The organism is Arthrobacter sp. SAFR-179 (genome assembly GCF_059414945.1).
Genome location: NZ_JBPFDM010000003.1, coordinates 382617 through 408903 on the forward strand (window position 1 = coordinate 382617; position 26287 = coordinate 408903).

Consider the following 26287-nt stretch of genomic DNA (forward strand, 5'->3'; position numbering starts at 1 on the left):
GACCGCCAGCTTCAGCTGGGCGCGCTCGGTGGGCAGCGGCGGCCGGTCAGCCGCCTTCGGTTGCGGAGTCCGCGGCAGCGTCCGTGAAGCGGGTGCCGGCGTGGTTGTCAGTTTCGGTCCCAAAGTCCAGCTCTTCCCGTAGCTGCCAGATGCCCTCGGCATCATGCTCATAGAGTCCCATGCTAACCACGGGGAAGGTTGCTCTGTAGTTCTTCAGCACCGTTTCGGCCTCATCCAGGCTTTCCGGTGCGACGTCATGGGCGATGGTGACGTGCGGATGGTACGCAAAGGGCAGTTCGCGGTGGAGAGGGCCCTGCTGGAGCCTGCGGTGCAGGTCCACGCACTCATTGAATCCGTCCTCCACATTAATGAAGACCACCGGAGAGACGGGCCGGAATGTTCCGGTCCCGGCGATGGTCACCATGAAGGGACTCTGGCAGCGCGCAACTTCACGGACGTGGCGGCGGGTCGCTTCCCAGTCCTGGGTGGGGGTGGTGGTGACCAGCGTGATGTGGGCCGGAACCACGTCCGCCAGGGGGTCGCCAAAGGACGCCCGCCAGCGCTGCAGTTCCCCGGCGATTTCGGCTGGGAAGCCAAGGATGACGCCGACGCTGATTTCTTCGCTTCCTGTCACGTCACGGTCCGTGGCCGCACTCCGGCCCGACTGGTCTTCGAAGCGGTCGGCCCGGGTCCGCTCCACCTGGCCGGCAGAACAGGCACCTCCCCTGGCGGTGACGTTTCCCGAAGACATGGCGCTAGCGGACCCCTGCGAGGCTGAGGGACGGCAGGAAGCCCATCCGCTGGTACACCTGGCCAAGGGTTGCCGAGGCAATCTCGCGGGCCCGTTCCGCGCCCAGGGCCAACAGCCGGTCAAGCTCGGCGGGATCGGCCATCAGTTCGTTGGTCCGGTTTCGGAGCGGGGTGATGAAGTCCACCACCACTTCGGCCAGGTCAACCTTGAGGTGGCCGTACATCTTGCCCTGGTACTCGGCTTCAAGCTCCGCCACCGACTTGCCCGTCAGGGAGGAGTAGATGGTCAGCAGGTTGGAAACCCCGGGCTTCTCCTCGGCGTCGAAGCGGATGTCCGTCCCGGCGTCGGTCACTGCAGACTTGATGCGCTTGGCCGCGATCTTGGGATCCTCCAGCAGCTGGATGGCACCATTGGGGGACTCCCCCGTCTTGGACATCTTGGCGCTGGGGTTCTGGAGGTCGTAGATCTTGGCGCTTTCCTTGACGATCGTTGCCTCAGGGACCGTGAACGTGTGGCCAAACCGGGTGTTGAACCGCTGCGCCAGGTTCCGCGTGAGTTCCAGGTGCTGCCGCTGGTCCTCGCCAACAGGCACCAGATCGCTTTGGTAGAGGAGGATGTCCGCGGCCATCAGCGTGGGATAGGCGAAAAGGCCCAGCGTGGCGGCGTCTGCGCCGGACTTCTGGGTCTTGTCCTTGAACTGGGTCATCCGGGAGGCCTCGCCAAACCCGGTGATGCAGTTCAGGGCCCAGGCGAGCTGCGCGTGCTCGGGGACATGGGACTGGACGAAGAAGATGCTTTTGTCCGGGTCGATGCCGGCCGCGATGTACTGGGCAGCCACAATGCGGGTCCGCTTGGCCAGTTCCGCGGGGTCGAAGTCCACCGTGATGGCATGCAGGTCCGGGATGAAGAAGACGGCGTCGTACTCCGCCTGCATGTCCACCCAGTTGCGCACGGCACCGATGTAGTTGCCCAGGTGCAGGGAGTCGGCAGTGGGCTTGGCGCCGGAAAGGATGCGCTTCTTGGCAGTGGGGGAAGTCTGGCTGGTCATGGAAAAACTTTCGGGCTTAGAGCTGGTAGTCCACTACCAGCGGGGCGTGATCGGAGAAGCGGGTGTCCCAGGAGGCTGCACGGTCCACCACAGCCGTAACGGCGGACGCCGCCAGTTCGGGAGTGGCCATGTGGTAGTCGATGCGCCAACCGGTGTCATTGTCGAATGCCTTGCCGCGCCAGGACCACCACGTGTACGGCCCGTCGATGTCGCCGGCAAGGGTCCGGTGGACGTCATGCCAGCCGATCTCCTCGCCAAAGAACCGGTCGAAGTAGGCACGTTCTTCCGGCAGGTGCCCGGCCTTCTTCAGGTTGCCCTTGGAGTTCCTGATGTCCCGGGGCGTGTGGGCAACATTCAGGTCTCCCACCACCAATGCATGGTCGCTGTGCTTGGTCAGCTCGGGCAGGCGGGTGCTCATGACGTCCAGGAAGCGGAATTTGTCATCCTGTTTTGGAGTCCCTACTTCACCGGAGTGCACGTAGGCACTGGCAACGGTGAGCTGCACGGGGTTCCCTGCGGAATCGCGGACGCGGAAATCGGCTTCGACCCAGCGTCCGGCGGTGGCGAAGTAGTCGTCCCCGATGCCGTTCCTGGTGTCCAGCGGCTCTTCCCGGGAGGCTATGGCGACGCCGGCACGGCCTTTCGCTTCGGCCTCGGCGTGCAGGATATGCCAGCCCTCCCCCAGCAGCTGCCGGACGATGGCATCAGGTGCGCGGACTTCCTGCAGGCAGAGGATGTCCACTTCGCGCGGCTCCAGCCATGCCGCCATGCCGTTCTTGTAGGCAGCCCGGAGGCCGTTTACGTTAACGGATGCGATGCGAAGGTGGTCCTTCTTCAATGCCGAGCTCACCCGCTCCACTCTAGTCGATGATGGTTCCGGTCACCGGCTCCCCGCTGCCGCCGGCGGACTTGATCATGTCCCTGGCATTCGTGGCTGTGATCTCGATGGTCTCAAGGGCGCGGTTGATGGTGTCCTGGTTGGCGGCGGCGCCCTTGGCGCGCTCCTCCTCCACCACACGGACCTGCACCTGGACGATCTTGAAGGAGTGGTCAAGCTTCAGGTCCCGCACCTCGTCGGCCTCGGAACGTTCGTAGACCACCTGGGTGCCGCCGTGGTCGGCGGACTGGCGCGCCGGTATCCGGCCCGTTGCGGTGTTGAAGGCGCTCTGGGCCTCGGACAGCTTGGCACCGGCCTTCTTGGCGGCACGCTGGATGCTGAAGACAACGAACGCAGCCAGCGCCAGCCAGAAGGCGGCAATGACGGCGACGACCCAGCCCACGACGTCGTTCTGGTTCGCTGCGAAGATGACGGCAACGATGAACGCCGTCACCAGGACCATCAGGCCCGGCCCGCTGATCCGGAACATCGAGAAACCGCCACGGGCGGGTTTGGAGGATGACGAAGAGCTGCCCAAAGTTCGCATGCAGCTATTGTCTCAAACAGCGCACTGTGCTCCCGCAGCCTTCCACCCCCGGCGAACAGGGCTACTTCAGGAACAGGCTTCGCAGGCGCAGGGTGGTCAGCAGCATGCCGGCGGCGGTCATCACCAGGTAGTAGCCAACATGCACCGGCGTGGCAGCCGTAAAACTGCCGACGCTGATCTGCCGCAGCAGTTCCACGCCGTGCCAGAGCGGCATGGCCTGGATGAACCACTGGATGGGCTGCGGGTAGACGCTGAGCGGGTAGAACGTGGCGCTGAAGAGGAACATGGGCAGCAGGATGAAGTTGATCCAGTCCATCTGCTGGAAGGTCTTGAGGAAACTGGTGATGCCCATGCCCAGGCTGGCGAACCCAAAGGCGATCAACACCGACGCAGGAATCATCAGCACCGCCCAGGCCGTGGTGATCAGTCCCATGACGCCCATCACCGCCGTGAAGCCGGTGGCGTAGAGCATTCCCCGCAGCAGGGCCAGGAAGATCTCGCCCAGCGCCACATCCAGCGGCCCCAGCGACGTGTACAGCATCCCCTGGTAGAGCTTGGCAAAGTTCATCTTGAAGAACACGTTCCAGGTGGAGTCATAGACCGCGCCGTTCATCGCGGAGACGGCCAGCAGCGCCGGCGCGATGTAGGCCGCATAGCTGATGGTGGTGCCGTCGGGCCCCTGGACATCGCCCACGAGGCCGCCCAGTCCCACCCCCATGGAAATAAGGAACAGTACCGGTTCGAAGAACCCGGACACCATCACCAGCCAGTTGCTGCTCCGGGTGGCCATCAGGCCGCGGGCAATCACCGCCCCGGCGTTGTGCGAATACAGGGGTCCGAAGGTGCGGCTGCGCGCCTGCTCCGTCACGCTCACTGGCCCATCCTCAGGGCAAACCGCCGCCGCGTCAGGACCCAGCCAATGACTGCCATCCCCGTCAGGACAGCGACGTGCAGGACCGTGAGGAGCGGCGGTTCCCCGTATCCGAAGCTGAGCACCCTTCCCAGTTCCGTGCCATGCCAGATGGGCGAGATCCACCCCACCCAGCGGACGGCCGGCGGCAGGTTGTCCAGCGGAAAGAACGTCCCGGAAAACAGGAAGAGCGGCATTACGATGAACCGCATCACCAGCGCGAACTGGCCCTTGTCCTCGGTGATCGCGGCGGAATAGGCCATCAGCGGCAGCCCGAAGGCCAGTCCCGTCAGGGTGGCCACCAGGATCCCGGCCCAGCCCCAGCCCGAGGGTGAGGCCCCAAACAGCGCCACGGCGGCAAAGTACAGGGCCGACTGCAGCACCAGGCGCAGCGTCACGGCCATGATGTGCCCGGCGGCGATCTGTCCCGGGGTGAGCGGCGAGGCGTGCGGCCCAAAGTACGTGCGGCGCCACTTGAATCCGGCCATCACCGGAAACGTGAACTCGTTGGCCGCAGTCATCACGGCGGCCGACACCAGCAGCGCAGGGGCGATGAAGACCAGGTAGGACACCCCGCCAATGGCCGCGTTGCCGGTGTCCACCAAGCTGGCCAGGCCAACTCCCATCGCGAACAGGTACGCCACCGGCTGGCCCACGCTGTACATGAGGATGGACCAGGTGTAGCCCTTCATCACCCGCAGCACCTGTTCGGCATAGTAGAAGGCGCCCCAGCGCCGGGCCTTCGCAGCCGCGACGGCAGGGCCGTGGGCACGGCGGCCCGCGCCCACCAACGATTCCTCAGTCAACGAGGCTCCTGCCGGTGAGCCGAAGGAACACGTCCTCCAGGGATGACCTGCGGACCAGCGATGTCAGCGGCCTCAGGCCGCGGGCCGATACCTGCTCAAGGGCTGACTCGCCGTCGTGCGCGTAGACAAGCACCCGGTCCGGCAGCACCTCAAGACGCTCCCCGATCCCTTCCAGCTGCGACCCTATAGTGGCGTTCCGTTCGGAACCGAAGCGCAGCTCCACCACCTCCCGGGTGGAATGCTCCCGGATCAGCTGCGCGGGTGAACCCTCAGCCATGATCCGGCCCTTGTCCACCACGATCAGCCGGTCACAGAGCTGCTCTGCCTCGTCCATGTAATGCGTGGTCAGGATCAGGGTGACGCCCTGCTCCTTGAGCCGGAACAGCCGGTCCCACAGGATGTGCCTGGCCTGCGGATCCAGGCCGGTGGTGGGCTCGTCCAGGAGCAGGATCCGCGGCTCGTTGATCAGGGAACGGGCGATGGTGAGCCGGCGCTTCATGCCGCCGGAGAGCGCGTCCACCTTGGACCTGGCCTTGTCCGTCAGCTGGGCGAACTCCAGCAGTTCGTCGGCCTTGGGCTTCAGGTAGCTCATGGGCAGGCCAAAGTAGCGGCCGTAGACCAGCAGGTTGTCGCGGACGCGCAGTTCCTCATCCAGGTTGTCCTGCTGCGGCACCACGCCCAGGTGGGCGCGCACCTCCGGCCCGTGCGTGTCCGGGTCCAGGCCCATGATGCTTAGCTGTCCAGCGGTCCGGCGGGTCACACCGCCGATCATCTTCATGGTGGTGGATTTGCCCGCTCCGTTGGGTCCCAGCAGTCCGAAGGACTCCCCCGCGGGCACGCTGAAGGAGATGCCGTCCACAGCGGCCGCGTCACCATAGGTCTTGACCAGGTTCGCGGCGGAGATGACGGTGCCGGACTGCGGGTCTCCGGTGAGCATTCCGGAGGAGGTCAGGGCGTGGTTGTGCACCTGTGCAGACTAGTGGAGGCGGGACGCATCCGGAAGTGTGCTTGCAGGTTCCTTTTTAAACGGACGACGGCGGTACGGCGCCTTCCATGCGAAAGGTGCCGTACCGCCGTCGGACGTTTAATGCCGGGACTAGCGTGCCTGGGCTGCGGCGCGTTCCGCAGCCTCCACCACGTTGGTCATCAGCAGCGCCACGGTCATGGGACCCACGCCGCCGGGGTTCGGCGAAATCCAGCCGGCGACGTCGGCCGCGGCGGGATCGATGTCGCCGTAGACGCGGCTCTTGCCCGTCTCCGGATCGGTCTCGCGGGTAACCCCGACATCCAGCAACGCCGCGCCCGGCTTCACGTCCGAGGCCTTGACGATGTGCTTCACGCCGGCGGCGCCCACAATGACGTCCGCCTGCCGCAGCAGCTCCGACAGGTTCTTCGTACCGGTGTGGGTCAGGGTCACGGTGGCATTCACGTCCCGCCGCGTGAGCAGCAGGCCGATTGAGCGGCCGATGGTGACGCCGCGCCCCACCACCACAACATGCTTGCCTGCCAGGCTGTAGCCGTTCCGCTCCAGGAGCTCGATGACCCCGCGGGGCGTGCACGGCAGGGGCGTGTCGATCTTGTTGTTGACGTTCAACACGAGCCTGCCGAGGTTGGTCGGGTGCAGGCCGTCGGCATCCTTGGCGGGATCGATGCGCTCCAGGATGGCGTCCTGGTCCAGGTGCTTGGGCAGCGGCAACTGCACGATGTAGCCGTGGCAGGCCGGATCCGCATTGAGTTCATCAATGAGGGCCTCCACCTGCTCCTGGGTGGCATCGGCCGGGAGCTCGCGCTGGATGGAGTTCATCCCGATCTGCTCAGACTGCTTGTGCTTCATGGAGACGTACAGCTGCGAGGCAGGGTCCGCGCCCACCAGTACGGTGGCGATGCCGGGAGTGACGCCCCTGGCCTTGAGTGCGGCCACGCGTTCGGTCAGCTCGGCCTTGATGGCGGCAGCGGTAGCCTTGCCGTCAAGGATCTGTGCGGTGGTGGTTTCAGTCATGGGATCACCACTGCTCGTGCTGGGGGTAGAGCGGGAAGTCGGCTGCCAGCTTGTCCACGCGTACCTGCAGGGCCTCGACGTCGGTGCTGTTGCCGGCCTTGAGGGCGGTGGCGATGATCTCGGCAACCTCGGTGAATTCGGCAGCGCCGAAACCGCGGGTGGCCAGGGCCGGGGTGCCGATGCGCAGGCCGGAGGTGACCATCGGCGGGCGGGGGTCGAACGGAACGGCGTTGCGGTTGACCGTGATGCCCACCGAGTGCAGGAGGTCCTCGGCCTGCTGGCCGTCCAGCTGCGAGTTCCGCAGGTCCACGAGCACCAGGTGGACGTCCGTGCCGCCCGTGAGGACGGAGACACCCGCTTCTGAAACGTCGGACTGGTTGAGGCGGTCGGCGATGATCCGGGCGCCTTCGAGGACGCGCTCCTGGCGTTCCTTGAATTCCTGGGTGCCGGCGATCTTGAAGGCCACAGCCTTCGCGGCGATGACGTGCATCAGCGGCCCGCCCTGCTGGCCCGGGAAGACGCTGGAGTTCAGCTTCTTGGCCCACTGTTCCTTGGCCAGGATCACGCCCGAGCGGGGACCGGCCAGGGTCTTGTGCACGGTGGAGGTGACGACGTCGGAGTGCGGCACCGGGCTCGGGTGCAGTCCGGCGGCCACCAGGCCGGCGAAGTGTGCCATGTCGGTCCAGAGCAGTGCTCCTACTTCATCGGCGATGGAGCGGAAGGCGGCGAAGTCCAGGTGGCGCGGGTAGGCGGACCAGCCGGCGATGATCACCTGCGGCTTCTCGGCGATGGCCTGCTCGCGGAGCTTGTCCATGTCGATGCGGAAGTTGTCTTCCTCGACCTGGTACGCGGCAACCTGGTACAGCTTGCCCGAGAAGTTCAGCTTCATGCCGTGGGTGAGGTGGCCGCCGTGGGCCAGGGACAGGCCCAGGATCTTGTCGCCCGGGGTGATCATGGCGGAAAGTGCGGCAGCGTTGGCCTGCGCGCCGGAGTGCGGCTGGACGTTGGCGTATTCGGCGCCGAACAGTCCCTTGACCCTGTCGATGGCCAGCTGCTCTGCAACGTCCACGTATTCGCAGCCGCCGTAGTAGCGGCGGCCGGGGTAGCCCTCGGCATACTTGTTGGTGAGGACGGAGCCCTGGGCCTCCATCACGGCGCGGGGTGCAAAGTTCTCGGAGGCGATCATTTCCAGCGTGCCTCGCTGGCGGCCGAGCTCCTGGTCCAGGACGGCGGCGATTTCGGGGTCAAGCTCGGCCAGCGGCTGATTGCTGACGGCTGTTGTTGAGGTGGCTGTAGTAGTCACGAAGAACTCCTGGCTAGGGATACGGGCACTGCTTAGGTCAGGCTACCGGCTCACGCAACTTCACACCCCCATGTGACGGGACGTGAAAGAGCGGCCATGGCGCTGCTGTGCTGACGCGGGTGCAGCCCCAATTCCGGCAAGACATGACCCTCGGCCCAGGCGTACGATCCGTGGTCTTCGTGATTGCCGCTCCCTGGTGGTTAGCCACCCAACGCCAGTTGCGACCACCCCAGCCTACCAAAACCGGCACCCGCAGCGCGGGTAGGCTATTACGCGTGAATGAAGAGCAGCTGAACCAAGCGTACGTTGTAACCCTGTCCTGCCCGGACCGTCCCGGAATCGTCCACGCGGTGGCCGGAGCACTGCTGGTGGCAGGGTGCAACATCATGGATTCGCAGCAGTACGGCAGCCCTTCAACCGGGAACTTCTTCATGCGCGTTGAGGTGACGACTGCAGCGGCCAAGTCCGAACTGCGTGCCGCGCTGGAGCCGGTGGCCGAGGCCTTCTCCATGCAGTGGAACCTTAATACTGTGGGCGACAAGGTCCGCACCCTGGTGATGGCCAGCACCTCGGCCCACTGCCTCAACGACCTGCTGTTCCAGCAGCGCTCAGGCACCCTCCCCATCGAGATCCCCGCCATCGTGTCCAACCACCAGGACCTCGCCGGGCTGGCCGAGTTCTACGGCATCCCGTTCCACTACATCCCCGTGACCAGGGACACCAAGGTCCAGGCGGAGGACAAGCTCCGGGCGATCATCGCCGAGCACGATATCGAACTGACGGTCCTGGCCCGGTACATGCAGATCCTCTCCGACGAGCTCTGCACCGACCTGACCGGCAAGGCCATCAACATCCACCACTCGTTTTTGCCGTCCTTCAAGGGCGCCAAGCCGTACCACCAGGCCCACGCCCGTGGCGTCAAGCTGATCGGTGCCACGGCACACTACGTGACGGCCGCCTTGGATGAGGGCCCCATCATCGAGCAGGAAGTCATCCGGGTGGACCACGCCCGCACCCCTGAGCAGTTCGTGCAGATGGGCCGCGATGTCGAGGGCCGTACCCTGGTCCAGGCCGTGCAGTGGCACGCCGAGCACCGGGTGCTCCTGGACGGCAACCGGACGGTGGTCTTCAACTAAGTAGCAGCAGATGCCGTTTCGGGACCCCAAAACGGCATCTGCTGCTACTCAGTTGGGGGCAGGGGTGGCTTAGGGTGAACCCATGGCTCCTCTGTACCCTTTCGCCGGAAACTCCCCGGCTGTCCATGACTCGGCATTCGTCGCCCCATCGGCGTCGATCATCGGCAACGCCGCCCTGGGCCCGGACTCCAGCGCCTTCTACGGCGTCTCCGTCCGCGCCGACACCGCGGCCATCACCGTGGGTGCCGGCAGCAACCTGCAGGACAACGTGGTGCTGCACGCCGACCCCGGCTTCCCCTGCACGGTGGGCGAACGGGTCAGCGTGGGGCACGCCGCCGTCGTGCACGGCTGCACTGTGGAGGACGACTGCCTGATCGGGATGGGCGCCACCGTCCTCAACGGCGCGGTGATCGGCGCCGGCTCGCTGGTGGCGGCCGGCGCCGTCGTGCTCGAGGGAACGGTGGTTCCGCCCCGGTCACTGGTGGCGGGCGTGCCCGCCAAGGTGCGCCGCGAACTCACGGATGAAGAGTTCGACGGCGTCCGCGCCAATGCCACGCGGTACGTGGAGCTCGCGGCGAAGCACCGCGAGCTGCACTCCCACAGTTAGTCCAGGCTGATCGGGCCGAACTCGTCCAGCAGGTCGCCCGGTCCGGGGTTGCCCGGCGCGGCTGACCCGCCCAGGTGCTTCACGACGCCCCATACGGCGTTCAGCCCCGTGGTGACCGCCCCCTCGGCCCAGCCGGCGGTGAAGGAGACGTCATCGCCGGCCAGGAAGATGCCGCGCTGGGACTCCGGCAGGTTGTCCTGCTTGAAGTGCGTGAACAGCCGCTGCTGGTAGCGGTAGTGCCCGGGCAGGTTGGCCTTGAAGGCGCCCATGAAGTTGGGGTCCGCCTCCCAGGACACGGTGATGGGCTGCCCCACGATGTGGCCGGCGATGTCCACACCCGGGTAGATCTGCTCCAGCGAGTGCAGCATCAGTTCCACGCGTTCGTCCGCGTCCAGCGCCAGCCACTTCAGCGCGTCGTCGTTCCAGGTGTAGGAGAGCAGGATGACGGCGGGCTGGTCGGGGCCGTTGTCCAGCAGGTAGGTGGCCCGGTTCAACCTGTCGGTCAGCGTCATGGACAGGACCTCGTTGCCGGTGTCCGGGTCGGTGTCCTTCCAGAACGGCCGGTCCACCATGACGAACGTCTTGGAAGACTGCATGTAGTGCGATTTCTCCATCGCGGTCCACAGCTCGGCCTGGAACAACGCCTCCTCCGTGTGGATCCGGGTGGACAGCAGCCAGGACTGGCAGGTGGTCACCACGGCCGGGTAGCTGGCCTCGCGGCCCCAGCGTTCGCGGATCCGCAGGTTCCCGTCGGGGTCGCGGCTGATCCTTCCGACGGCTCCGCGGGGCGAGCCGGAGTGCAGCGACGCAAGGGAGGTGCCGGCTGGCCAGTGCACCATGTCCGACGGCGCGTGCTGCCACAGTGCCTCGGGGAGCCGCTGCGCTCCGCCCCGGATGAACCGGTGCTGGTCGTCCGCGTCGGTGTAGACCACTCGCAGGATTTCCAGGATGGAATTGGGGAAGTCGGTGTCCCAGCCGCCGGTGCCGAACCCCACCTGGCCAAAGGCCTCCCGGTGGGCGAACCCTGCCTTCTTAAAGGACTCGCTCGCGGCGATGAAGCCGTAGAAGGTCTGCTCGTCCATGAGCGGGAGCAGTTCGTTCCAGAGGTCCTTGATGCGGGCCATGTCCCGGGCACGGATGGCCTCCTGCATTTCCACGAACTTGGCACCGTCATTGACCGCCGCCTTCCAGGCATCGGCCACCTCCCGGAAGAACGGCGGCAGGTCCCCCGGCTTCTCCGCGTAGTGCTTCCTGCCGGCCAGTTCGATCACGGTGCTGGAGGTAGCCTCGGCGAGCGGGTTGGGGAAGTCCTGGGTCTCCAGGCCCAGCAGGTCCACATAGTGGTAGAAGGCCTTGCCCGATACCGGGAAGCGCATGCCGCCCAGGTCCGCCACCACCCCGGGAGCCGCGGGGAAGGCTGCGGTACGGAGCCGCCCGCCGATTTGGTCCGCTTCATAGACCACGGGCCGCAGCCCGAGCTTCATCAGTTCATAGGCGGTCACCAGGCCGGAGACACCGGCGCCGATAACAGCCACTTCCGTACCGTGCAGTTCCGGCGGGACGGAGCCCAGGCCGTCCGGGTGGGCCAGGTAGTGGTCATAGCTGAACGGAAAGTCGGGGTTCAGCATGGTGATGGGGCCCGGGTGCCGGTCGAGGACCTGTCCGGCGGCATCCGTGGGAGCCGCGGACGTGCTGGAGGGGTCGAAGGCCGGCAGTTCGGTAGCGGTGGTCATGATAGTTCTGCTTTCACAGGTTCCTGGCTCGGGGCCTTTGCGGTCAGTTCACGGTAGTCGGACTCGCTGAGAGCCGCTACCTTCGAGTTCCGGCGTCCATAGCCGAAGTAGATGGCGATTCCCACGAGCATCCAGGCGCCGAAGACAACCCAGGTATCGGCGCCAAGGTTGGCCATCAGGTAGGCGCACATCAGCGTGCCCAGCACGGGAGTCACGGGGTACAGCGGCACCCGGAAGCTGCGCTTCAGGTCCGGGCGGTTGCGCCGGAGGTAGATGACGGCGACATTGACCAGCGCGAAGGCAAACAGGGTTCCGATGCTGGTGGCATCGGCGAGGGCGCCGAGCGGGACCAGCCCCGCAGTCAGTGCGACGGCGGTGCCAACAATCAGGGTTCCGGCGGCCGGGGTGCCGGTCCGGGCGGAGACGCGTCCGAAAACCTTGGGCACCAGGCCATCCCGGGACATCGAGAGCAGGATGCGGGTCTGGCCGTACAGGACCGTGAGCACGATGCTGGCGATGGCAAGGACGGCGCCGACGGAGAAGACCAGGGCGATCCATGGCTGGTGGGTGGTCTCCTCCAGGATCTGGACCAGGGCGGCTTCGGTGCCGTCGAACCAGCCCCAGGGCCGGGCGCCGATGGCGGCGACCGCCACGAGGACATAGATGCTGGTGACAATCACCATGGACAGCAGGATGGCGCGGGGAAGATCGCGCTTGGGGTTCTTTGCCTCTTCACCGGCAGTGGATGCCGCGTCGAAGCCAATATAGGAGAAGAACACCCGCGAGGCTGCTGCGGACACACCCGCGGCGCCCATGGGCAGGAGCGGTTCAAAGTTGCCGGCGTTGAAGGCGGTAAAGGCAACGGCGCAGAAGAAGAGCAGGATGCCGACCTTGATGATGACGATGGCCGTGTTGATCCAGGCGCTTTCACGGGCGCCGCGGACCAGCAGGACCGTGGCCAGCACCACGATGGCCATCGCTGGAAGGTTCACCAGTCCGCCGTCTCCGGGAGGCTGCGACATGGCATCGGGGAGCACCTGACCGAACACCGCCAGCGTCTCGTTAACATACTGGCCGGCGCCCACGGCAACCGCAGCGACCGAGACGGCGTATTCCAGGACAAGGCACCACCCGCAGATCCACGCCATGCCCTCACCCATGGTCGCGTAGGAATAGGAGTAGCTCGAGCCAGCGACGGGGACCAGGCCGGCCATTTCGGCGTATGACACAGCGGAGAGCAGCGCAGCCAGGCCGGCAATAACGAACGAGACCCAGATGGCCGGGCCGGCGAGCGGAACCGACTCCCCAAGGATCACCAGGATGCCGGTTCCCAGCGTGGCACCGACGCTGATCATGGTCAGGTGGAGGACGCCGAAGCTGCGCACCAGTCCTGTCCCTCCCTGGCCGCTCCCCGCCTCGCTGACCATCTGGCCGATCGGTTTACGGCGCAGCAGCTGAGCCCGGAGGCCGGGCCGCCCGACGCTGGGCGCAATGGTTTTTTCGGTGGTCACAGGCACAGTCACCGTTGACGTCCCTTCAGAGTAGTTGTCGGTTTCCCCTCCCCAAGGTTGGCATGTGAGCCAACTCTCAGCCCGGTGCAAAATGACTTATAGTGGTCCACCATGAGACTTAATGCACAGGGCTGCCATGCGGTTGCGCAGCGCAAAAGCCGCAGCCGGGCCGATATATCAAACCATGCCGGCTGAGTCCGCCGAGTCCGGACGGCTGAGCTTCGTCACGCTCCAGCAGTTCCTCGACCAGCTGCCGCCGGTGTTGAAGATGCTTCACGACGGCGGCAGTGGCGGGCGCCTGCTCCGGTGGGTTGAGCCCAGCGAACTGGAGGACCCCACGCCCTACCTTCCGGAAGGCGAGTTCCTGCTCACCGCCGGCCTTCCCTTCCTTGGCGACGGCGGATCAGCCGCGAGCGTTGACGCTTATGTCCGGCGGCTGGTCGGCGCCAAGGTCGCGGCCCTGGGTTTCGGGATCCGGCCCTACTTCGACGCTGTCCCGGCTGTGGTCCTCGATGCGTGCCGCCGGCACAACCTCACCTTGTTCGAAGTGCCGGAGTCGCTCCCCTTCGCGGCGATCGGCCTGCAGTTCTCCCAGCTCCTGGAGACCGACAACGCCAGGGTCTTCCGACAGCTGGCAGAGACCAACAGGCAACTCATGCGCGCCGTCCTCTCCCCCAAACCGGAACACGAACTGCTGGCCGCGCTGGTCCAGCGCGTGCCCGTTTGGGCCGTGATGGTGGGAGCCGACGGCCGGGTGCGGGCGCGCGGCACCAGTCCCGGCGGCAGCACCGCCGTCGAACTTTCCCTGCTGGAACCCATGCTGGAACGGCTGTTGTCCGGCCGCGGCCCCCGAGTGGAAATGGACGGCTTTGACCAGCCCGGCTCCAGGCTGGTGGTGGGCCACCCGCTGCGGAGCACCAGGGACGCCAACCTCGGCGCCCTGATCCTGGGCTCCGACGTTCCGCTGACCCCCGCACAGAACAACATGGTGCAGTCCGCCGTGGGACTGCTGGAACTGCTGGTCCGGCAGCGCACCAGCGGATCCCTGGCTCCAAGCCAGCTGGCCACCGCCGTCCTGCTGCATCCCGAAAGCCTCTCCGGCGGTGACACCAAGCACCTCAACGGCCTCAAGGACCTGCTCGCCCAAAGCCTGTCCTCCACCCGGTCCGCGCCCATCCGCATCGTCCAGGGCGTCAAGGTGGAGGCGCCGGAGTGGCCGGCGGGAGAGAGTCCCGTCAGGGAACTGCTGCAGTGGCGGCGGATGTTCGATACGAAGTTGGTGGAGATCACGAACTACGGGTTTGCGGCAGTGACCCGGCTCAAGGTGGACGATGCGCTGCTTGCCGACGTCGAGAAGCTCGGGTGGCGTCTGGTGATTGGTGAACCCACCGAGCTGGCCAGCCTTCCCGCCGCGTACCAGCGCGCCTCATCCCTGCGGAGCCGGGTCCAGAGAAGCGGACAAAGCATCCGGGCAGATCAGGTCTCCTGGTCGGTCACCGGCCTGCTTGGCCAGGAGGCCGGGACCCTGCTGGCCGAACGGCTCCTGCATCCGGTCCTGGCGCTTGAACCGGACCGGCGCGATCCGCTTTTGGCCGTCCTCCGTGGCTGGCTGGGCGAAAACGGCAGCTGGGACGGTTCGGCCAAGCTGCTGGGTCTCCACCGCAACAGCGTACGGCGGCAGATCGGGGTCCTCGCCGAGCTGCTCCAGATGGACCTGAACCAGGCACAGGTGCGGGCGGAGTTATGGATTGCGCTGCAGTACACCGATGGGCTGACCGGCGGCGCGGGCTAACCAGGCGGGACGGCGGACAGCGGCGGCTAGGGGGTGCTATCTCCGGGCCGGCCTGTTTCCGGCGCCATGCCGGCCTCCCATTCCCGGTACAGGTCCGGCCGGCGCTCCCGCAGGTACGGCACGTCGTCCCTGGCTGCGCGGACGGCGTCCGGTCCCACCTGGGCGAACAGCAGTTCCGGAGCGTCGCCTGCTTCGGCGAGGAGTCCGCCGTCGGGCCCTGCCACCACACTGCCGCCGCCGAAAGTGTAGGCGTCCTCGGAACCACAGTGGTTGGCATATGCCACGTTCAGCTGGCTTTCGAGTGCCCGGGCGCGGATGAGTACCTGGGGTACGGCCTCGTAACCGGCGGACAGTGCCGTGGGGACCAGGAGCAGTTCCGCGCCGCGGCCGGCTGCTGCCCGGGCGGCCTCGGGGAACTCGATGTCGTAGCAGATCAGCAGCGAGGTGCGGACACCGTTGAAGTCCACGACGGCGGGAGGTTGCGCGGCTGCCACGAACGCCTTGCGTTCCTCGTCGCCGAAGAGGTGGACCTTGGCGTACCTGAGGAGTTCGGTCCCGGCGGCATCCACCAGGGTTGCTGAAATGTGCCAGCTTTGGGTACCGGCGGCTTCGGCGGGCAGGCTGTAGACAAGTGCAATGCGGTTCCGGCGCGCAATCTGGGCCAGCCGTTCACGAATGGCGGGAAGGCTTGCATGGTCCAGCTCGTCCCGCACCCGCAGCGGGGCGTAGCCCACGGGGAACAGCTCCGGTGTCAGGAGCAGATCCGCGCCCGCATCCGCAGCCCGGATGGCCGCGTCCTCAATGGTCCGAAGATTGGCCTCCACGTCCAGGACCACAGCGTTCGCCTGCAGGACGGACAGCAGCATCGTTACCACCTTCTGTTTCCCTGTCCATGGAAAAGATGGAAGGGCCGACTGATCTTATGTTCCAGCGTAGCCAGCCGTGTGGAAAGGACCCTGGGTCGTTTGGACCCGGCAGGGACGGACCCGGGGCAGAATGCACGGAAACCCCGGAACGCCTGTTTGACCAACGGTTCGCCGCACATCCGCGGCGCCTTGCGTTAACTTCTTGACTACAACAGCAGCGATAGGGCAATCTTCTTAGCATGTCCGCAACCACGCGCTCAACGAGGAGCAAGCCCAAGAACCCCGGTTCGCAATCCGCCCTGCGGCAGCTGAACCAGCAGCGGATCATTGAGGCACTCATGGGCGGCCCGTCCACACAGGCGGAGCTCGCCCGGCAGACAGGACTCTCCACGGCCACTGTCTCGAACATCGTCAAAATCATGCTGGACTCCGGCCTGGCGTCCACCGAACCCATTACCAGCTCCGGCCGCCGGGCACTGAACGTTCGGCTCAACAGCAACGGTGCGGTAGCAGTGGGAATCGACTTCGGGCGGCGGCACCTGCGGGTGGTACTGGCCTCGCTCAGCTACCACGTCATCGCCGAAGAATCGGTCCTCCTCCCCTTGGGCCACCAGGCGGAGGAAGGCATCCAGGCGGCGGTGGACCTGCTGGAGAAACTCCTCCGGGAAAGCGGGGTGGAACGCACCTCGGTGGTGGGCGCCGGCGTCGGCATTCCAGGCCCCATCGACCGGCGGACCGGGACGGTGGCCCAAGGCGCGATCCTTCCCGAATGGGTAGGGATCAACATCCTTCAGCATCTTGAGGAAACCTTGAGAATCCCCGTCTTTGTTGACAACGACGCCAATCTTGGGGCTTGGTCCGAGGTGACGTGGGGGCAGCATTCGGGGGTCAGCAACCTGCTGTTCCTGAAGATCGGATCCGGCATCGGCGCCGGCCTGATCCTCAACGGTTCGCCCTACTACGGCAACGTGGGGATCACCGGCGAAATCGGCCATGCCACCATCCACGAGCAGGGCCTGGTGTGCCGTTGCGGCAACCGCGGATGCCTTGAAACCATAGCGTCCACCACCACCATGATTGAGCTCCTCAGCCGGGGCGAGGACCCTCCCCTGACGCCCGCGGACATTGTCCGCAAGGCCTTGAACAGGGACTCTGCCACCCTCCGGGTGGTGGACGATGCAGGATTGGCGGTAGGCCGCGCGCTGGGCAACGTGGCCAACCTGATCAATCCCGAGGTGATAGTGGTGGGTGGGCCGCTGGCAGGCCTTGGGGACATTCTGCTGGACCCCATCCGGAGGGGCCTCATCCGCCACGCAGTGCCGGTTATCGGCGAGACCACCACCCTCACCATGTCCTCCCTGGGAGACCGGGCTGAGGCCCTCGGGGCAGCCGCCCTGGTCTTCCAGCATGCCGGGATCAGAAAGTCCTAGACCACATCGTTACCCGGCAATTGCGTTAAAGACTTGACGACAACAGCTGTGATCCAGTTTACTTTTGGTTCAGACGGCCCTGCGCTTTGCCGGCCGGACAAAGAAGTCATTGCATTGGAGGGTTAGGGCAACATGACGTCCCAGACCACGCAGACGGACCCGATCATCCTTGAGATGCGGTCCATCACCAAAGAATTCCCGGGCGTTAAAGCGTTGGATAACGTAAGCCTCCGGGTCAAGGCCGGTGAGATCCACGCCATTTGCGGCGAGAACGGCGCCGGCAAGTCCACGCTGATGAAAGTCCTCTCCGGCGTTTACCCGTACGGCAGCTACGACGGGGACATCGTCTACCAGGGTCAGGTCCAGCAGTTCAGGGATATCCGGGCCAGCGAACACGCCGGCATCGTGATCATCCACCAGGAACTGGCGCTGATCCCGGAGCTGTCCATCATGGAGAACATCTTCCTGGGCAACGAACCCACCAAGCGGGGCGTGATCGACTGGGCCGAAGCCAGGCTGCGGTCACTGGACCTTCTTGCGAGGGTGGGCCTCCGGGATGATCCGGACACGCCCATCAAGGAAATCGGCGTAGGCAAGCAGCAGCTCGTGGAAATCGCCAAGGCGCTGAACAAGTCCGTGAAGATCCTGATCCTGGACGAGCCCACTGCCGCCCTCAACGAGTCCGACTCCCAGCACCTGCTGGATTTGATGCTCGGGCTGAAGGCCAAGGGCATCACGTCCATCATCATTTCCCACAAGCTCAACGAGATCGAGCAGATCGCCGACTCCATCACCATCATCCGTGACGGTAAATCCATCGAGACCCTTGACGTTAAGGCCGATGGCGTGGACGAGGACCGGATCATCAAGGGCATGGTGGGGCGGACCCTCGAGTCCCGCTTCCCGGACCACACGCCCAAGATCGGCGAAGTGTTCTTCGAGGTCAAGGACTGGACGGTGGGCCACCCCTCGATCCAGGACCGCCTCGTGTGCAAGGGTTCGAACTTCTTTGTCCGCCGTGGCGAGATCGTGGGATTTGCCGGCCTCATGGGCGCAGGGCGAACCGAGCTGGCCCGCTCGGTGTTCGGACGCTCTTACGGCAGATTCATCAGCGGCCACATCTACAAGGACGGCCGCGAGGTCACGCTCAAGAATGTCCGCCATGCCATCGACGCCGGGTTGGGTTATGTCACGGAGGACCGCAAATCGCTGGGCCTGAACCTCCTGGACGACATCAAAACCACCACGGTGGCAGCCAACCTGCGGAAGATCAGCCACAACTATGTAGTGGACGCCAACCAGGAGTTCACGGTGGCCGAGGAGTACCGCAAGTCCCTCCGCACCAAAACACCCTCCGTGGAAGAAGGCGTCGCCAAGCTCTCCGGCGGCAACCAGCAAAAGGTGGTCCTGGCCAAGTGGATGTTCACCGATCCGGACCTGCTGATCCTGGACGAGCCCACGCGTGGCATTGACGTCGGCGCCAAGTACGAGATCTACGGCATCATCCAGCAGCTGGCCAACCAGGGCAAGGGAGTCATCGTCATCTCCTCGGAGCTCCCCGAGCTCCTGGGCCTGTCCGACCGTATCTACACGATCTTCGAAGGCGCCATCACCGGCGTCCTGAACAAGGACGAGGCCACTCAGGAAAGCCTGATGAAGCTGATGACCTCCGCCACCCGAAAAGCCGCCTGACCCTCTGGCCTATTCCAGAACCTTCCGGACACAAGGACTGAAACCATGAACGCCCTCAAGAAGCTTTTTGGCGGCAATACCCGCCAATTCGGCATGATCTTCGCCCTGGTGGCGCTGATCATCTTCTTCCAGATTGCCACCCAAGGCCGGACTCTAACCTCCGGCAACGTCATCAACCTCTTCAACGGCAACTCTTACATCCTGATCCTGGCAATCGGCATGGTGCTGGTGATCATCGCAGGACACATCGACCTTTCCGTCGGCTCCGTCGCCGCCTTCGTGGGCGTCACCGTGGCCCTGGCCATCCGCGACTGGGGTATCCCCTGGTACGCCGGGGTCCTCCTTGGCCTACTCCTGGGCGCCCTGATCGGCGCCTGGCAAGGCTGGTGGACCGCGTACGTCGGAATCCCGGCATTCATCGTGACCCTGGCAGGCATGCTCCTCTTCCGCGGCTTCAACCAGTTCGTCGGCAAGTCCAACACCATCCCCGTCCCCTCGGACTTCCAGTACCTGGGCTCCGGCTACCTGCCCGAGGTCGGCCCAAACATCGGCTACAACAACCTGACCCTGCTGCTCGGCCTTGCCGCCGCTGCGTTCGTGGTCGTCAGCGAGCTGCGCTCCCGCGCCAGGGCCAAGGCACTCGGTGCCGAAGTTCCCGAAATGTGGGTCACCGTCCTGAAGCTGGTCCTCATCTGCGCCGCCATCCTCTACGCCACGTACCTGTTCGCCACAGGCCGTCCGGGCACCTCCTTCCCCATCCCCGGCCTCATCCTGGCCGTCCTTGTCCTGATCTACGGCTTCATCTCCTCCCGCACCGTCATCGGCCGCCACGTCTACGCAGTCGGTGGCAACCGGCACGCAGCAGAGCTCTCCGGCGTCCAGTCCAAGAAGGTCAACTTCCTGGTCATGATGAACATGTCCATCCTCGCGGGCCTGGCCGGCATGATCTTCGTCGGCCGGTCCACCGCCTCAGGCCCGTTCGACGGCGTCGGCTGGGAACTGGACGCCATCGCCGCAGTCTTCATCGGCGGCGCGGCAGTCACCGGCGGCGTAGGCACCGTCATCGGGTCCATCATCGGTGGCCTCGTGATGGCCGTCCTGAACAACGGCCTCCAGCTCCTCGGCGTCGGCGCAGACCTCACCCAAATCATCAAGGGCCTGGTGCTCCTGATCGCCGTCGCCTTCGACGTCTATAACAAGAGCCAGGGCAAGACGTCCATCATCGGCATGCTGACCAGGAACTTCAACCGCCCCTCCGGCGGCGGCCCGAGCAACCCGCTCCAGCCCGACGAAACCACCTCCACCAAGGAAGCGATCGCCAGGGAAGCCTGAGCTCCCGCGACCTGACCGAGTTATACACAACAAAGAAAGAGAACCAACAATGCGAATGTTTGGTAAAGCAGGAAAGGCCGCAGCGGTTGCTGCCATCGCAGCACTGGCGCTGACGGGCTGCGGCCGCTCGGAGTCCCCTTCGGGCGGAGCCAGCGGCGGCGCAGGCGGATTCCCGCAGGACTCGTCCATCGGCGTGGCACTTCCGCAGAAGACCAGTGAGAACTGGGTTCTGGCCGAGAAGCTCTTCAACGACGGCCTCAGCGGTGCGGGCTTCAAGGCTGACGTCCAGTTCGCCAACGGCGGCGTGTCGGAGCAGCAGAACCAGATCAGCGCCATGGTCACCAAGGGTGCCAAGGTCATCATCGTGGGTGCCATCGACGGTTCCCAGCTGGGAACCCAGCTGAAGCAGGCCAAGGACAGCGGCGCCACCATCATCGCCTATGACCGCCTGCTGCTGAACACTGAGAACGTGGACTACTACGTGGCCTACGACAACTTCAAGGTTGGTGTCCTGCAGGGCCAGGCCCTGCTGGAGGGTATGAAGGCCAAGAAGCCAAGCGGTCCCTACAACATCGAGCTCTTCGCCGGCTCCCCCGATGACGCCAACGCAAAGGTCTTCTTCGACGGCGCCATGAGCGTCCTGAAGCCCAAGATCGACGACGGCACGCTGAAGGTCCTGTCCGGCCAGACCAACTTTGAGCAGGCTGTGACCCAGGGCTGGAAGGCAGAGAACGCCCAGCGCCGTGCCGACACGCTGCTCACGGGCAGCTACGGCAGCGCAAGCCTGGACGGCGTCCTCTCCCCCAACGACACCCTGGCCCGCGCCGTCCTGACCTCGGTCAAGGCAGCCGGAAAGCCGACCCCCGTCATCACCGGCCAGGACTCGGAAGTTGAGTCCGTCAAGTCCATCCTCGCGGGCGAGCAGTACTCCACCATCAACAAGGACACCCGCAAGCTCGTTGAGCACGCCATCACCATGGTCAAGGACCTCCAGGCCGGCAAGAAGCCTGAGGTCAACGACGACAAGTCCTACAACAACAAGGTCAAGACTGTTCCGGCCTACCTGCTGGAGCCGGTCATCGTGACCGCCGCCAACGTGAAGACGGCCTACAAGGACGATCCCGTACTCGGCCCGATCACCAAGTAACACCCTTCAATAACAGCCGGTTTTTCCGGCAACCGGAATGCCCGGTCCCATCGTGGGGCCGGGCATTCCTGCGTCTTGGCTCAGCCGCAAGCACTTCACAGTGCAGGCACAGGTTGGGCCGGACTCCTGCACAGGATGCCCGGCGAGGGTTGACGCGAAGCCGGCCCTCCGCGCCGGCACCTGAGTCATAGGAGTAACGTGAGCGTCCTTGCCCGAAGCGTAGGCAATGCCTTCAGAAACAAGGTCCGCACCGCAGCAGTTGTCGCGGTGCTGGCCGTCGCCATAGGCCTTGCCCTGGCCATGCTGGTGGCCAACCAGGCGGTCGGGGCGAAAGTCCAGGAGCTCAATGCCTCCGTCGGCACCGTCCTGACCGTCAACCCCGCCGGCGGGCAGGGCTTCGAAGGTGGCGGTGAGCCCCTCACCACCGACCAGGCAACCACGGCCGCCGGCGTGCCCAACGTCAGTGCCGTCGTCGGGACCTCCTCACTACGCCTGCGGAACGCCGCCGAAGCCGCCGCACAGGCCGCTGCGCAGACTGGACAGACCGGCCAAACCGGACCCGGAGGCCAAGCGGGGCAGGGCGGCCCCGGCGGCCAGGCCGCCGCCACGCTGACCACCAGCCTGACGGCGGCCGTGGAGGCAGGCACCCTTGGCAACCGCAACCAGCAGGCCAACGGAACCACGGGCGCTACCGGAACCACCCAGCAGCCCGTACGGTCCCTGCCCATTACGGCCACCGGCATCGGCGCCGGGGTGGACACCACGGGCAAGGCACTGAACATCACCCAGGGCTCCGGACTCGGCGACTACACGGCGGCCTCCACGGCCGCGCTGCTGGGCACCACCCTGGCGGAGAAGAACAACCTCACCGTCGGATCCACCTTCACCATCAATGATCAGACCTACACGGTCTCCGGCCTGTTCGACGCCGGCACCACCTTCGGCAACAACGCCGTCTTTGTAACCCTCCCCAGCGCCCAGGCCCTCGCCGGCACGTCCGGAGAACTGTCCAGCATGATCGTCACGGTCAATTCCATGGACAACGTCGCCACCACCAAGACGGCTCTGCGAACAGCCCTTGGCGCGGACAAGGCTGACGTAACCCAGGGCCAGAACCTGCAGACTGCGGTCAGCTCCCTGGACAGCGTCAAGAACATCTCCTTCATCGCGTTCGTCGCCGCCCTGGGCACCGCCGGGCTCATCATCCTGCTCATCATGGTGATGCTGGTCCGCGAGCGCCGCCGCGAAATCGGCGTGCTGAAGGCGATCGGCGCGCCCAACCGCACCATCGGCCTGCAGTTCGTCCTCGAAGCCCTGGTCCTGGCAGCCCTGGGCAGCGCCGTGGGCGCCGCCATCGCATCGTTCGCCAGCGGCGGCATCGCCTCCGCCCTGATCAGCAGCAACACCACCACTACCACTGCCACCACAGGCCGCGGCTTCCCGGGCGGCGCCGGCGGCGGCGCCGCCTTCCCGGGCGGTCAGGGTGGACCCTTTGGCGGCGCTTCCCAGCTGTTGAACTCGGTCACCGCCACCGCCTCACCGGGAGTTATTGCCGGTGGCATCGCCGCCGTGTTCGGCGTCGCCATTATCGGTGCCCTGGTTCCCGCGCTGCTCACGGCACGCATCCGTCCCATCGAAGTCCTGCGAGGAGAATAGCCATGATTGAAGTCCAGAACCTGGTCCGCACCTTCAACTCCGGCGACCGCACCATCAAACCGGTCAACGACGTCAGCTTCGTCCTTGAACAGGGCACCCTGGCCTCGATCGTGGGCAAGAGCGGCAGCGGCAAGAGCACGCTGTTGTCCCTCCTTGGCGCACTGGACAAACCCACCAACGGAGACGTCGTCGTCAATGGTGTCAGCCTGGCCGGCATGCCCGATGCAAAGCTGACCGAGTACCGCCGCCGGGACATCGGCTTCGTGTTCCAGCAGTTCAACCTGATTCCCAACCTGTCCGCCGTGGACAACGTCATGCTCCCCATGGAATTCGCCGGAGTGCGCAAGGCGGCCAGGGCGCAGCGCGCCGGGGAGCTGCTGGAGCAGGTCCAGCTGGATCCCTCCAAGCACGGGCGGCGCATTAACCGGCTCTCCGGCGGGGAGCAGCAGCGTGTGGCCATCGCCCGGGCGCTGGCCAACGAGCCCAAGCTGATCCTCGCCGATGAGCCCACGGGCAACCTCGACGAGCAGACCGGTGACCACATCATCGAGCTCCTCAGCTCGCTAAGCCGCGACCATGCCACCACCATCCTGGTGGTCACCCACGACCGGGCCCTGGCCAACAAGACGGACCGCCGGTTCCGCCTGCAGCAGGGCAAGCTGACGGAGGAGCCGGTCCGGGGCAGGGCGGTGGCGGCCAACGTTTGACATCAGTCCATGGGGGCCGAAGATGAGGACATCCCGTCCCATCTTTGGCCCTTTTTTGGTCACTTGTGTGTCCCGCTGGAGGTTCCCCGTGCCTCCCCCGCCGCTGTGACAGGATTGCAGCTATGACTGCTCCCATCGCCACGCCATGGCTTTCCAGCCAACCCGACCAGGATCCTCGTTCTGCTACCGGTGCCCGCCTGCGTTGGGGAATCATCGCGACGGGCAGCATCGCCCGCGCCGTGTCGCAGGATCTCGCGCTGCTTGAAGACGCCGAACTGTATGCGGTCAGCTCCCGGACACAGGACACTGCCGACGCTTTTGCAGTGGCCTATGACTTTGCAAAGGCCTACGGGGACGACGGCGGTGTTCCCGGCTACCAGCGGCTGCTCGCCGATGACGCCGTGGACGTCGTCTACGTCGCCACGCCGCACGCACAGCACCACGAGATTGTCCTTGCCGCCCTTAACGCCGGCAAGCATGTGCTCTGCGAGAAGGCTTTCACCATCAACGCCCGTGAAGCATCGGAGCTCATCAACCTCGCCCGCAGCCGCGGGCTCTTCCTCATGGAGGCGGTGTGGAGCCGGTTCCTGCCCTCAATGCAGCGGGCGTTCCAAATCGCAGCTTCAGGTGAACTGGGAGACATCCACTGGATCACCGCGGACCTGGGATTCCCGGCGCCGTACTCCCCCACAGCAAGGCTCTGGGCCCGGAAGGACGGCGGTGGTGCCTTGCTGGATTTGTCCGTCTACCCGCTCCTGTGGGCGCTGGGCACCCTTGGCTTTCCCCAGACCGTCAGCGCCACCGGCTTTGTCAACGATGACGGGGTGGACGCCCAGAATGCCCTGACCCTCGGTTACGGCCACGGGGCCCAGGTGCAGCTCACCTCCTCGCTCCTGGCCCACGGCCCGCGCACGGCAACCGTCGCGGGGAGCCTGGGCTTCCTGCAGAGCGTCGGTTCCATCAACAACCCCCGTGAGCTCATCATCACCAAAGGTTGGGAAGACCGCCGGACGGAAACCCTCGAGGTGGTAGGCAAGGGCTACGCATACGAACTGCGCGAAGTCATGCGGTGTGTCCAGCAGGGGTTAACCGAAAGTCCGGTGATGCCGCTTGAGGATACGCTGAACACCATGCGCCTGTTCGACGGCGTTCGTGCCCAGCTGGGCGTGAGCTACCCCAACGACGGCCATTAGTGGCGCACGCCGCAAGGAAGTACGACGGCGGCAAGCCCGGCTTTCGCAGGACAGTCACGCATGTGACTTCCTGCTTTCGCCCGTGACACCTTGCGCGGCTTTTCCCGCCATTTGTAAAATCCCTTTAGTGAAGTCTGGACTTGCAGCGACATCCGGTCATAGGCTTTAGGCAACATCGATTGCACTGATCACTGGGGGGTGGTACGCATGGCTCGAACAAGTTCGCCATGGCGTGCCCTGCGCCCGGTCATCCTTGCCGGAGCAGCCGCAGTTTCCTGGCTGACGCTTTCGTCAACGGGAGCATCGGCCGACTCCGGTCCTGATACCTCGTCGCTACTCGGCAGCGCCACCAGCTCAGTTTCATCGCTGGTCCGGGATGTTGCGGATACAGTTTCGCCGGCTGCCGCAAGTTCTCCGGCCGGACCTGTTGCAGAACCCGGCTTATTGCAGCCTGTAGTAACCCCGGTTTCCGGGCTGGCAGACAACCTGATTGCCGCCGTTCCCGTGATAGACCAGGTGATTCCGGCGGGAACTGTTTCCGCGGTCTCCGCCCCTGTTGTTGAGCTTGCCGATAGCGTGACGGCCGGGGTGGCGGAGGTTGTTGTAGCCCCTGCAGCCGAGGCCGTTCCGGTCCTTGAGCCTGTGCTCCAACCGGTATCCGACCTCCTGACCGGTGCTGCCCCGCTGCCCCTCCCGCTTCCGGATCCGCCCGTTGAAGCCGTCCCCGCTGATCTTCCTGCAGGCGTAATCCCTGATTCCGCAGCAGGCCAGAGCGCAGCCGTGGAAGCACTTCCGGATGTTCCCCAGACGGCCACGGAACCGAATGTTCCCGCGGAGCCGTCAGCAGCAGTGCAGGTTACGGGCAGCAAGCCGGGGTCGGAAGCGTCAGGTGCTGCAGTCCTGGCGGGCACTTCCGGCCTGCGGGCTGCAGTGTCTGTACCCTCTGACCCGGCTTATGAGCAGCCCCTTCCGGTTGACCCGGCCCCGCTGCCTGCCCAGGTTCCTGCCCCGGCATCGGGTGCGGGGAGTGGTGGGTCGTCCGGCGGCCCGTCCGGTGCCGTGGCATGGCTTAGCCCTTTCGGCTTTGGTTTTGAACGTCCGGGCGCTGTTCCCGCCATTGGGGCGTCTGAACACGCTCCCGCGCCGGTGTCATTCGACCCCGGTTCTTCCCCTGACTAGTTGAGGCACGGTGCCCAATATTGGGCAGCACGTGGCTTTACGGGCAGCTGACCTGCGCCCGAACA

General features: G+C 65.4%; 23 protein-coding genes and 1 riboswitch. Of the genes, 11 read left to right on the forward strand and 12 right to left on the reverse strand.

The features are described 5' to 3' along the window. Nucleotides 1–46: 46 nt before the first annotated feature. From ACR65K_RS08605 to glyA, 9 genes are all read right to left on the reverse strand, one after another. On the reverse strand, nucleotides 47–751 hold the full coding sequence (locus tag ACR65K_RS08605) for a 2'-5' RNA ligase family protein (protein ID WP_056332441.1): 705 nt from the start codon (nucleotides 749–751) through the stop codon (nucleotides 47–49). 4 nt (nucleotides 752–755) lie between these two features. Next, complete coding sequence (trpS, locus tag ACR65K_RS08610; RefSeq protein WP_056332444.1) at nucleotides 756–1799, reverse strand: tryptophan--tRNA ligase; 1044 nt, start codon at nucleotides 1797–1799, stop codon at nucleotides 756–758. Between the two features lie 16 nt (nucleotides 1800–1815). After that, nucleotides 1816–2649, reverse strand: a complete 834-nt coding sequence (locus ACR65K_RS08615) for an exodeoxyribonuclease III (RefSeq protein ID WP_440152269.1) — start codon at nucleotides 2647–2649, stop codon at nucleotides 1816–1818. 10 nt (nucleotides 2650–2659) lie between these two features. Further along, a complete protein-coding gene (locus ACR65K_RS08620) occupies nucleotides 2660–3223 on the reverse strand; it encodes a hypothetical protein (RefSeq protein ID WP_056332446.1) in 564 nt (187 codons plus the stop codon). A gap of 61 nt (nucleotides 3224–3284) precedes the next feature. Next, nucleotides 3285–4097 carry an ABC transporter permease gene (locus ACR65K_RS08625; protein ID WP_440152270.1) on the reverse strand — a complete coding sequence of 271 codons (813 nt, stop codon included), beginning with the start codon at nucleotides 4095–4097 and terminating at the stop codon, nucleotides 3285–3287. Further along, on the reverse strand, nucleotides 4094–4939 hold the full coding sequence (locus ACR65K_RS08630) for an ABC transporter permease (RefSeq protein WP_440152272.1): 846 nt from the start codon (nucleotides 4937–4939) through the stop codon (nucleotides 4094–4096). Before ACR65K_RS08630 ends, ACR65K_RS08625 begins: the two co-directional genes overlap by 4 nt. Next, nucleotides 4932–5876: an ABC transporter ATP-binding protein gene (locus ACR65K_RS08635; RefSeq protein ID WP_440152320.1), complete on the reverse strand. Its 945-nt coding sequence runs from the start codon at nucleotides 5874–5876 to the stop codon at nucleotides 4932–4934. The genes ACR65K_RS08630 and ACR65K_RS08635 overlap by 8 nt, the downstream gene beginning before the upstream one ends. A gap of 159 nt (nucleotides 5877–6035) precedes the next feature. Further along, nucleotides 6036–6938, reverse strand: a complete 903-nt coding sequence (locus ACR65K_RS08640; RefSeq protein WP_440152274.1) for a bifunctional methylenetetrahydrofolate dehydrogenase/methenyltetrahydrofolate cyclohydrolase — start codon at nucleotides 6936–6938, stop codon at nucleotides 6036–6038. Between the two features lie 4 nt (nucleotides 6939–6942). Continuing rightward, complete coding sequence (gene glyA, locus ACR65K_RS08645; protein WP_056332461.1) at nucleotides 6943–8241, reverse strand: serine hydroxymethyltransferase; 1299 nt, start codon at nucleotides 8239–8241, stop codon at nucleotides 6943–6945. Nucleotides 8242–8387: 146 nt separating this feature from the next. Continuing rightward, nucleotides 8388–8473, reverse strand: a riboswitch (ZMP/ZTP riboswitch). 43 nt (nucleotides 8474–8516) lie between these two features. Between glyA and purU the strand changes: the two genes are divergently transcribed. Continuing rightward, on the forward strand, nucleotides 8517–9377 hold the full coding sequence (gene purU, locus ACR65K_RS08650) for a formyltetrahydrofolate deformylase (protein WP_440152276.1): 861 nt from the start codon (nucleotides 8517–8519) through the stop codon (nucleotides 9375–9377). An 82-nt stretch (nucleotides 9378–9459) separates the two neighbouring features. Continuing rightward, a complete protein-coding gene (locus ACR65K_RS08655; RefSeq protein WP_440152278.1) occupies nucleotides 9460–9984 on the forward strand; it encodes a gamma carbonic anhydrase family protein in 525 nt (174 codons plus the stop codon). Here ACR65K_RS08655 and ACR65K_RS08660 read toward each other — a convergent pair. After that, nucleotides 9981–11717: a flavin monoamine oxidase family protein gene (locus ACR65K_RS08660; protein WP_440152279.1), complete on the reverse strand. Its 1737-nt coding sequence runs from the start codon at nucleotides 11715–11717 to the stop codon at nucleotides 9981–9983. The two genes, ACR65K_RS08655 and ACR65K_RS08660, sit on opposite strands and share 4 nt — an antisense overlap. Then, nucleotides 11714–13144 (reverse strand): amino acid permease, encoded by a 1431-nt coding sequence (locus tag ACR65K_RS08665; RefSeq protein ID WP_440152322.1) that lies wholly within the window; start codon nucleotides 13142–13144, stop codon nucleotides 11714–11716. The genes ACR65K_RS08660 and ACR65K_RS08665 overlap by 4 nt, the downstream gene beginning before the upstream one ends. Nucleotides 13145–13412: 268 nt before the next feature. Here ACR65K_RS08665 and ACR65K_RS08670 point away from each other — a divergent pair, with 268 nt between their 5' ends. Beyond that, the gene (locus ACR65K_RS08670; protein WP_440152280.1) at nucleotides 13413–15020 is read left to right on the forward strand and encodes a PucR family transcriptional regulator; all 1608 of its coding nucleotides are present in this window, start codon (nucleotides 13413–13415) and stop codon (nucleotides 15018–15020) included. A gap of 26 nt (nucleotides 15021–15046) precedes the next feature. On the opposite strand, the gene ACR65K_RS08675 is transcribed toward ACR65K_RS08670, so the two are convergent. Then, a complete protein-coding gene (locus ACR65K_RS08675) occupies nucleotides 15047–15886 on the reverse strand; it encodes a carbon-nitrogen hydrolase family protein (protein WP_440152282.1) in 840 nt (279 codons plus the stop codon). 239 nt (nucleotides 15887–16125) lie between these two features. Between ACR65K_RS08675 and ACR65K_RS08680 the strand changes: the two genes are divergently transcribed. The 8 genes from ACR65K_RS08680 to ACR65K_RS08715 all read left to right on the forward strand — a co-directional run bounded on the left by ACR65K_RS08680 (nucleotide 16126) and on the right by ACR65K_RS08715 (nucleotide 26222). After that, the gene (locus ACR65K_RS08680) at nucleotides 16126–17316 is read left to right on the forward strand and encodes an ROK family transcriptional regulator (RefSeq protein WP_142030587.1); all 1191 of its coding nucleotides are present in this window, start codon (nucleotides 16126–16128) and stop codon (nucleotides 17314–17316) included. A 132-nt stretch (nucleotides 17317–17448) separates the two neighbouring features. Further along, nucleotides 17449–19008 (forward strand): multiple monosaccharide ABC transporter ATP-binding protein, encoded by a 1560-nt coding sequence (gene mmsA / locus ACR65K_RS08685; RefSeq protein ID WP_440152284.1) that lies wholly within the window; start codon nucleotides 17449–17451, stop codon nucleotides 19006–19008. Nucleotides 19009–19053: 45 nt separating this feature from the next. Beyond that, on the forward strand, nucleotides 19054–20340 hold the full coding sequence (mmsB, locus tag ACR65K_RS08690; protein WP_142120556.1) for a multiple monosaccharide ABC transporter permease: 1287 nt from the start codon (nucleotides 19054–19056) through the stop codon (nucleotides 20338–20340). A 49-nt stretch (nucleotides 20341–20389) separates the two neighbouring features. Continuing rightward, on the forward strand, nucleotides 20390–21487 hold the full coding sequence (locus tag ACR65K_RS08695; RefSeq protein WP_440152286.1) for a substrate-binding domain-containing protein: 1098 nt from the start codon (nucleotides 20390–20392) through the stop codon (nucleotides 21485–21487). A gap of 198 nt (nucleotides 21488–21685) precedes the next feature. After that, entirely contained in the window at nucleotides 21686–23143 is a 1458-nt protein-coding gene (locus tag ACR65K_RS08700) for an ABC transporter permease (RefSeq protein ID WP_440152287.1), read from the forward strand. Between the two features lie 2 nt (nucleotides 23144–23145). Beyond that, complete coding sequence (locus ACR65K_RS08705; protein ID WP_440152289.1) at nucleotides 23146–23850, forward strand: ABC transporter ATP-binding protein; 705 nt, start codon at nucleotides 23146–23148, stop codon at nucleotides 23848–23850. 122 nt (nucleotides 23851–23972) lie between these two features. Next, the gene (locus ACR65K_RS08710) at nucleotides 23973–25043 is read left to right on the forward strand and encodes a Gfo/Idh/MocA family protein (protein ID WP_440152291.1); all 1071 of its coding nucleotides are present in this window, start codon (nucleotides 23973–23975) and stop codon (nucleotides 25041–25043) included. Nucleotides 25044–25487: 444 nt separating this feature from the next. Continuing rightward, nucleotides 25488–26222 carry a hypothetical protein gene (locus tag ACR65K_RS08715; protein WP_440152292.1) on the forward strand — a complete coding sequence of 245 codons (735 nt, stop codon included), beginning with the start codon at nucleotides 25488–25490 and terminating at the stop codon, nucleotides 26220–26222. Nucleotides 26223–26287: the final 65 nt, after the last annotated feature.

Excerpts from the sequence above, each read along its gene's own strand:
- ACR65K_RS08605 (WP_056332441.1), bottom strand. The coding sequence starts at position 751 with ATGTCTTCGGGAAACGTCACCGCCAGGGGAGGTGCCTGTTCTGCCGGC.
- trpS (WP_056332444.1), bottom strand. The coding sequence starts at position 1,799 with ATGACCAGCCAGACTTCCCCCACTGCCAAGAAGCGCATCCTTTCCGGC.
- ACR65K_RS08620 (WP_056332446.1), bottom strand. The coding sequence starts at position 3,223 with ATGCGAACTTTGGGCAGCTCTTCGTCATCCTCCAAACCCGCCCGTGGC.
- ACR65K_RS08635 (WP_440152320.1), bottom strand. The coding sequence starts at position 5,876 with ATGCTCACCGGAGACCCGCAGTCCGGCACCGTCATCTCCGCCGCGAAC.
- ACR65K_RS08640 (WP_440152274.1), bottom strand. The coding sequence starts at position 6,938 with ATGACTGAAACCACCACCGCACAGATCCTTGACGGCAAGGCTACCGCT.
- ACR65K_RS08655 (WP_440152278.1), top strand. The coding sequence starts at position 9,460 with ATGGCTCCTCTGTACCCTTTCGCCGGAAACTCCCCGGCTGTCCATGAC.
- ACR65K_RS08660 (WP_440152279.1), bottom strand. The coding sequence starts at position 11,717 with ATGACCACCGCTACCGAACTGCCGGCCTTCGACCCCTCCAGCACGTCC.
- ACR65K_RS08665 (WP_440152322.1), bottom strand. The coding sequence starts at position 13,144 with ATGGTCAGCGAGGCGGGGAGCGGCCAGGGAGGGACAGGACTGGTGCGC.
- ACR65K_RS08670 (WP_440152280.1), top strand. The coding sequence starts at position 13,413 with ATGCCGGCTGAGTCCGCCGAGTCCGGACGGCTGAGCTTCGTCACGCTC.
- ACR65K_RS08675 (WP_440152282.1), bottom strand. The coding sequence starts at position 15,886 with ATGCTGCTGTCCGTCCTGCAGGCGAACGCTGTGGTCCTGGACGTGGAG.
- ACR65K_RS08680 (WP_142030587.1), top strand. The coding sequence starts at position 16,126 with ATGTCCGCAACCACGCGCTCAACGAGGAGCAAGCCCAAGAACCCCGGT.
- mmsA (WP_440152284.1), top strand. The coding sequence starts at position 17,449 with ATGACGTCCCAGACCACGCAGACGGACCCGATCATCCTTGAGATGCGG.
- mmsB (WP_142120556.1), top strand. The coding sequence starts at position 19,054 with ATGAACGCCCTCAAGAAGCTTTTTGGCGGCAATACCCGCCAATTCGGC.
- ACR65K_RS08695 (WP_440152286.1), top strand. The coding sequence starts at position 20,390 with ATGCGAATGTTTGGTAAAGCAGGAAAGGCCGCAGCGGTTGCTGCCATC.
- ACR65K_RS08705 (WP_440152289.1), top strand. The coding sequence starts at position 23,146 with ATGATTGAAGTCCAGAACCTGGTCCGCACCTTCAACTCCGGCGACCGC.
- ACR65K_RS08710 (WP_440152291.1), top strand. The coding sequence starts at position 23,973 with ATGACTGCTCCCATCGCCACGCCATGGCTTTCCAGCCAACCCGACCAG.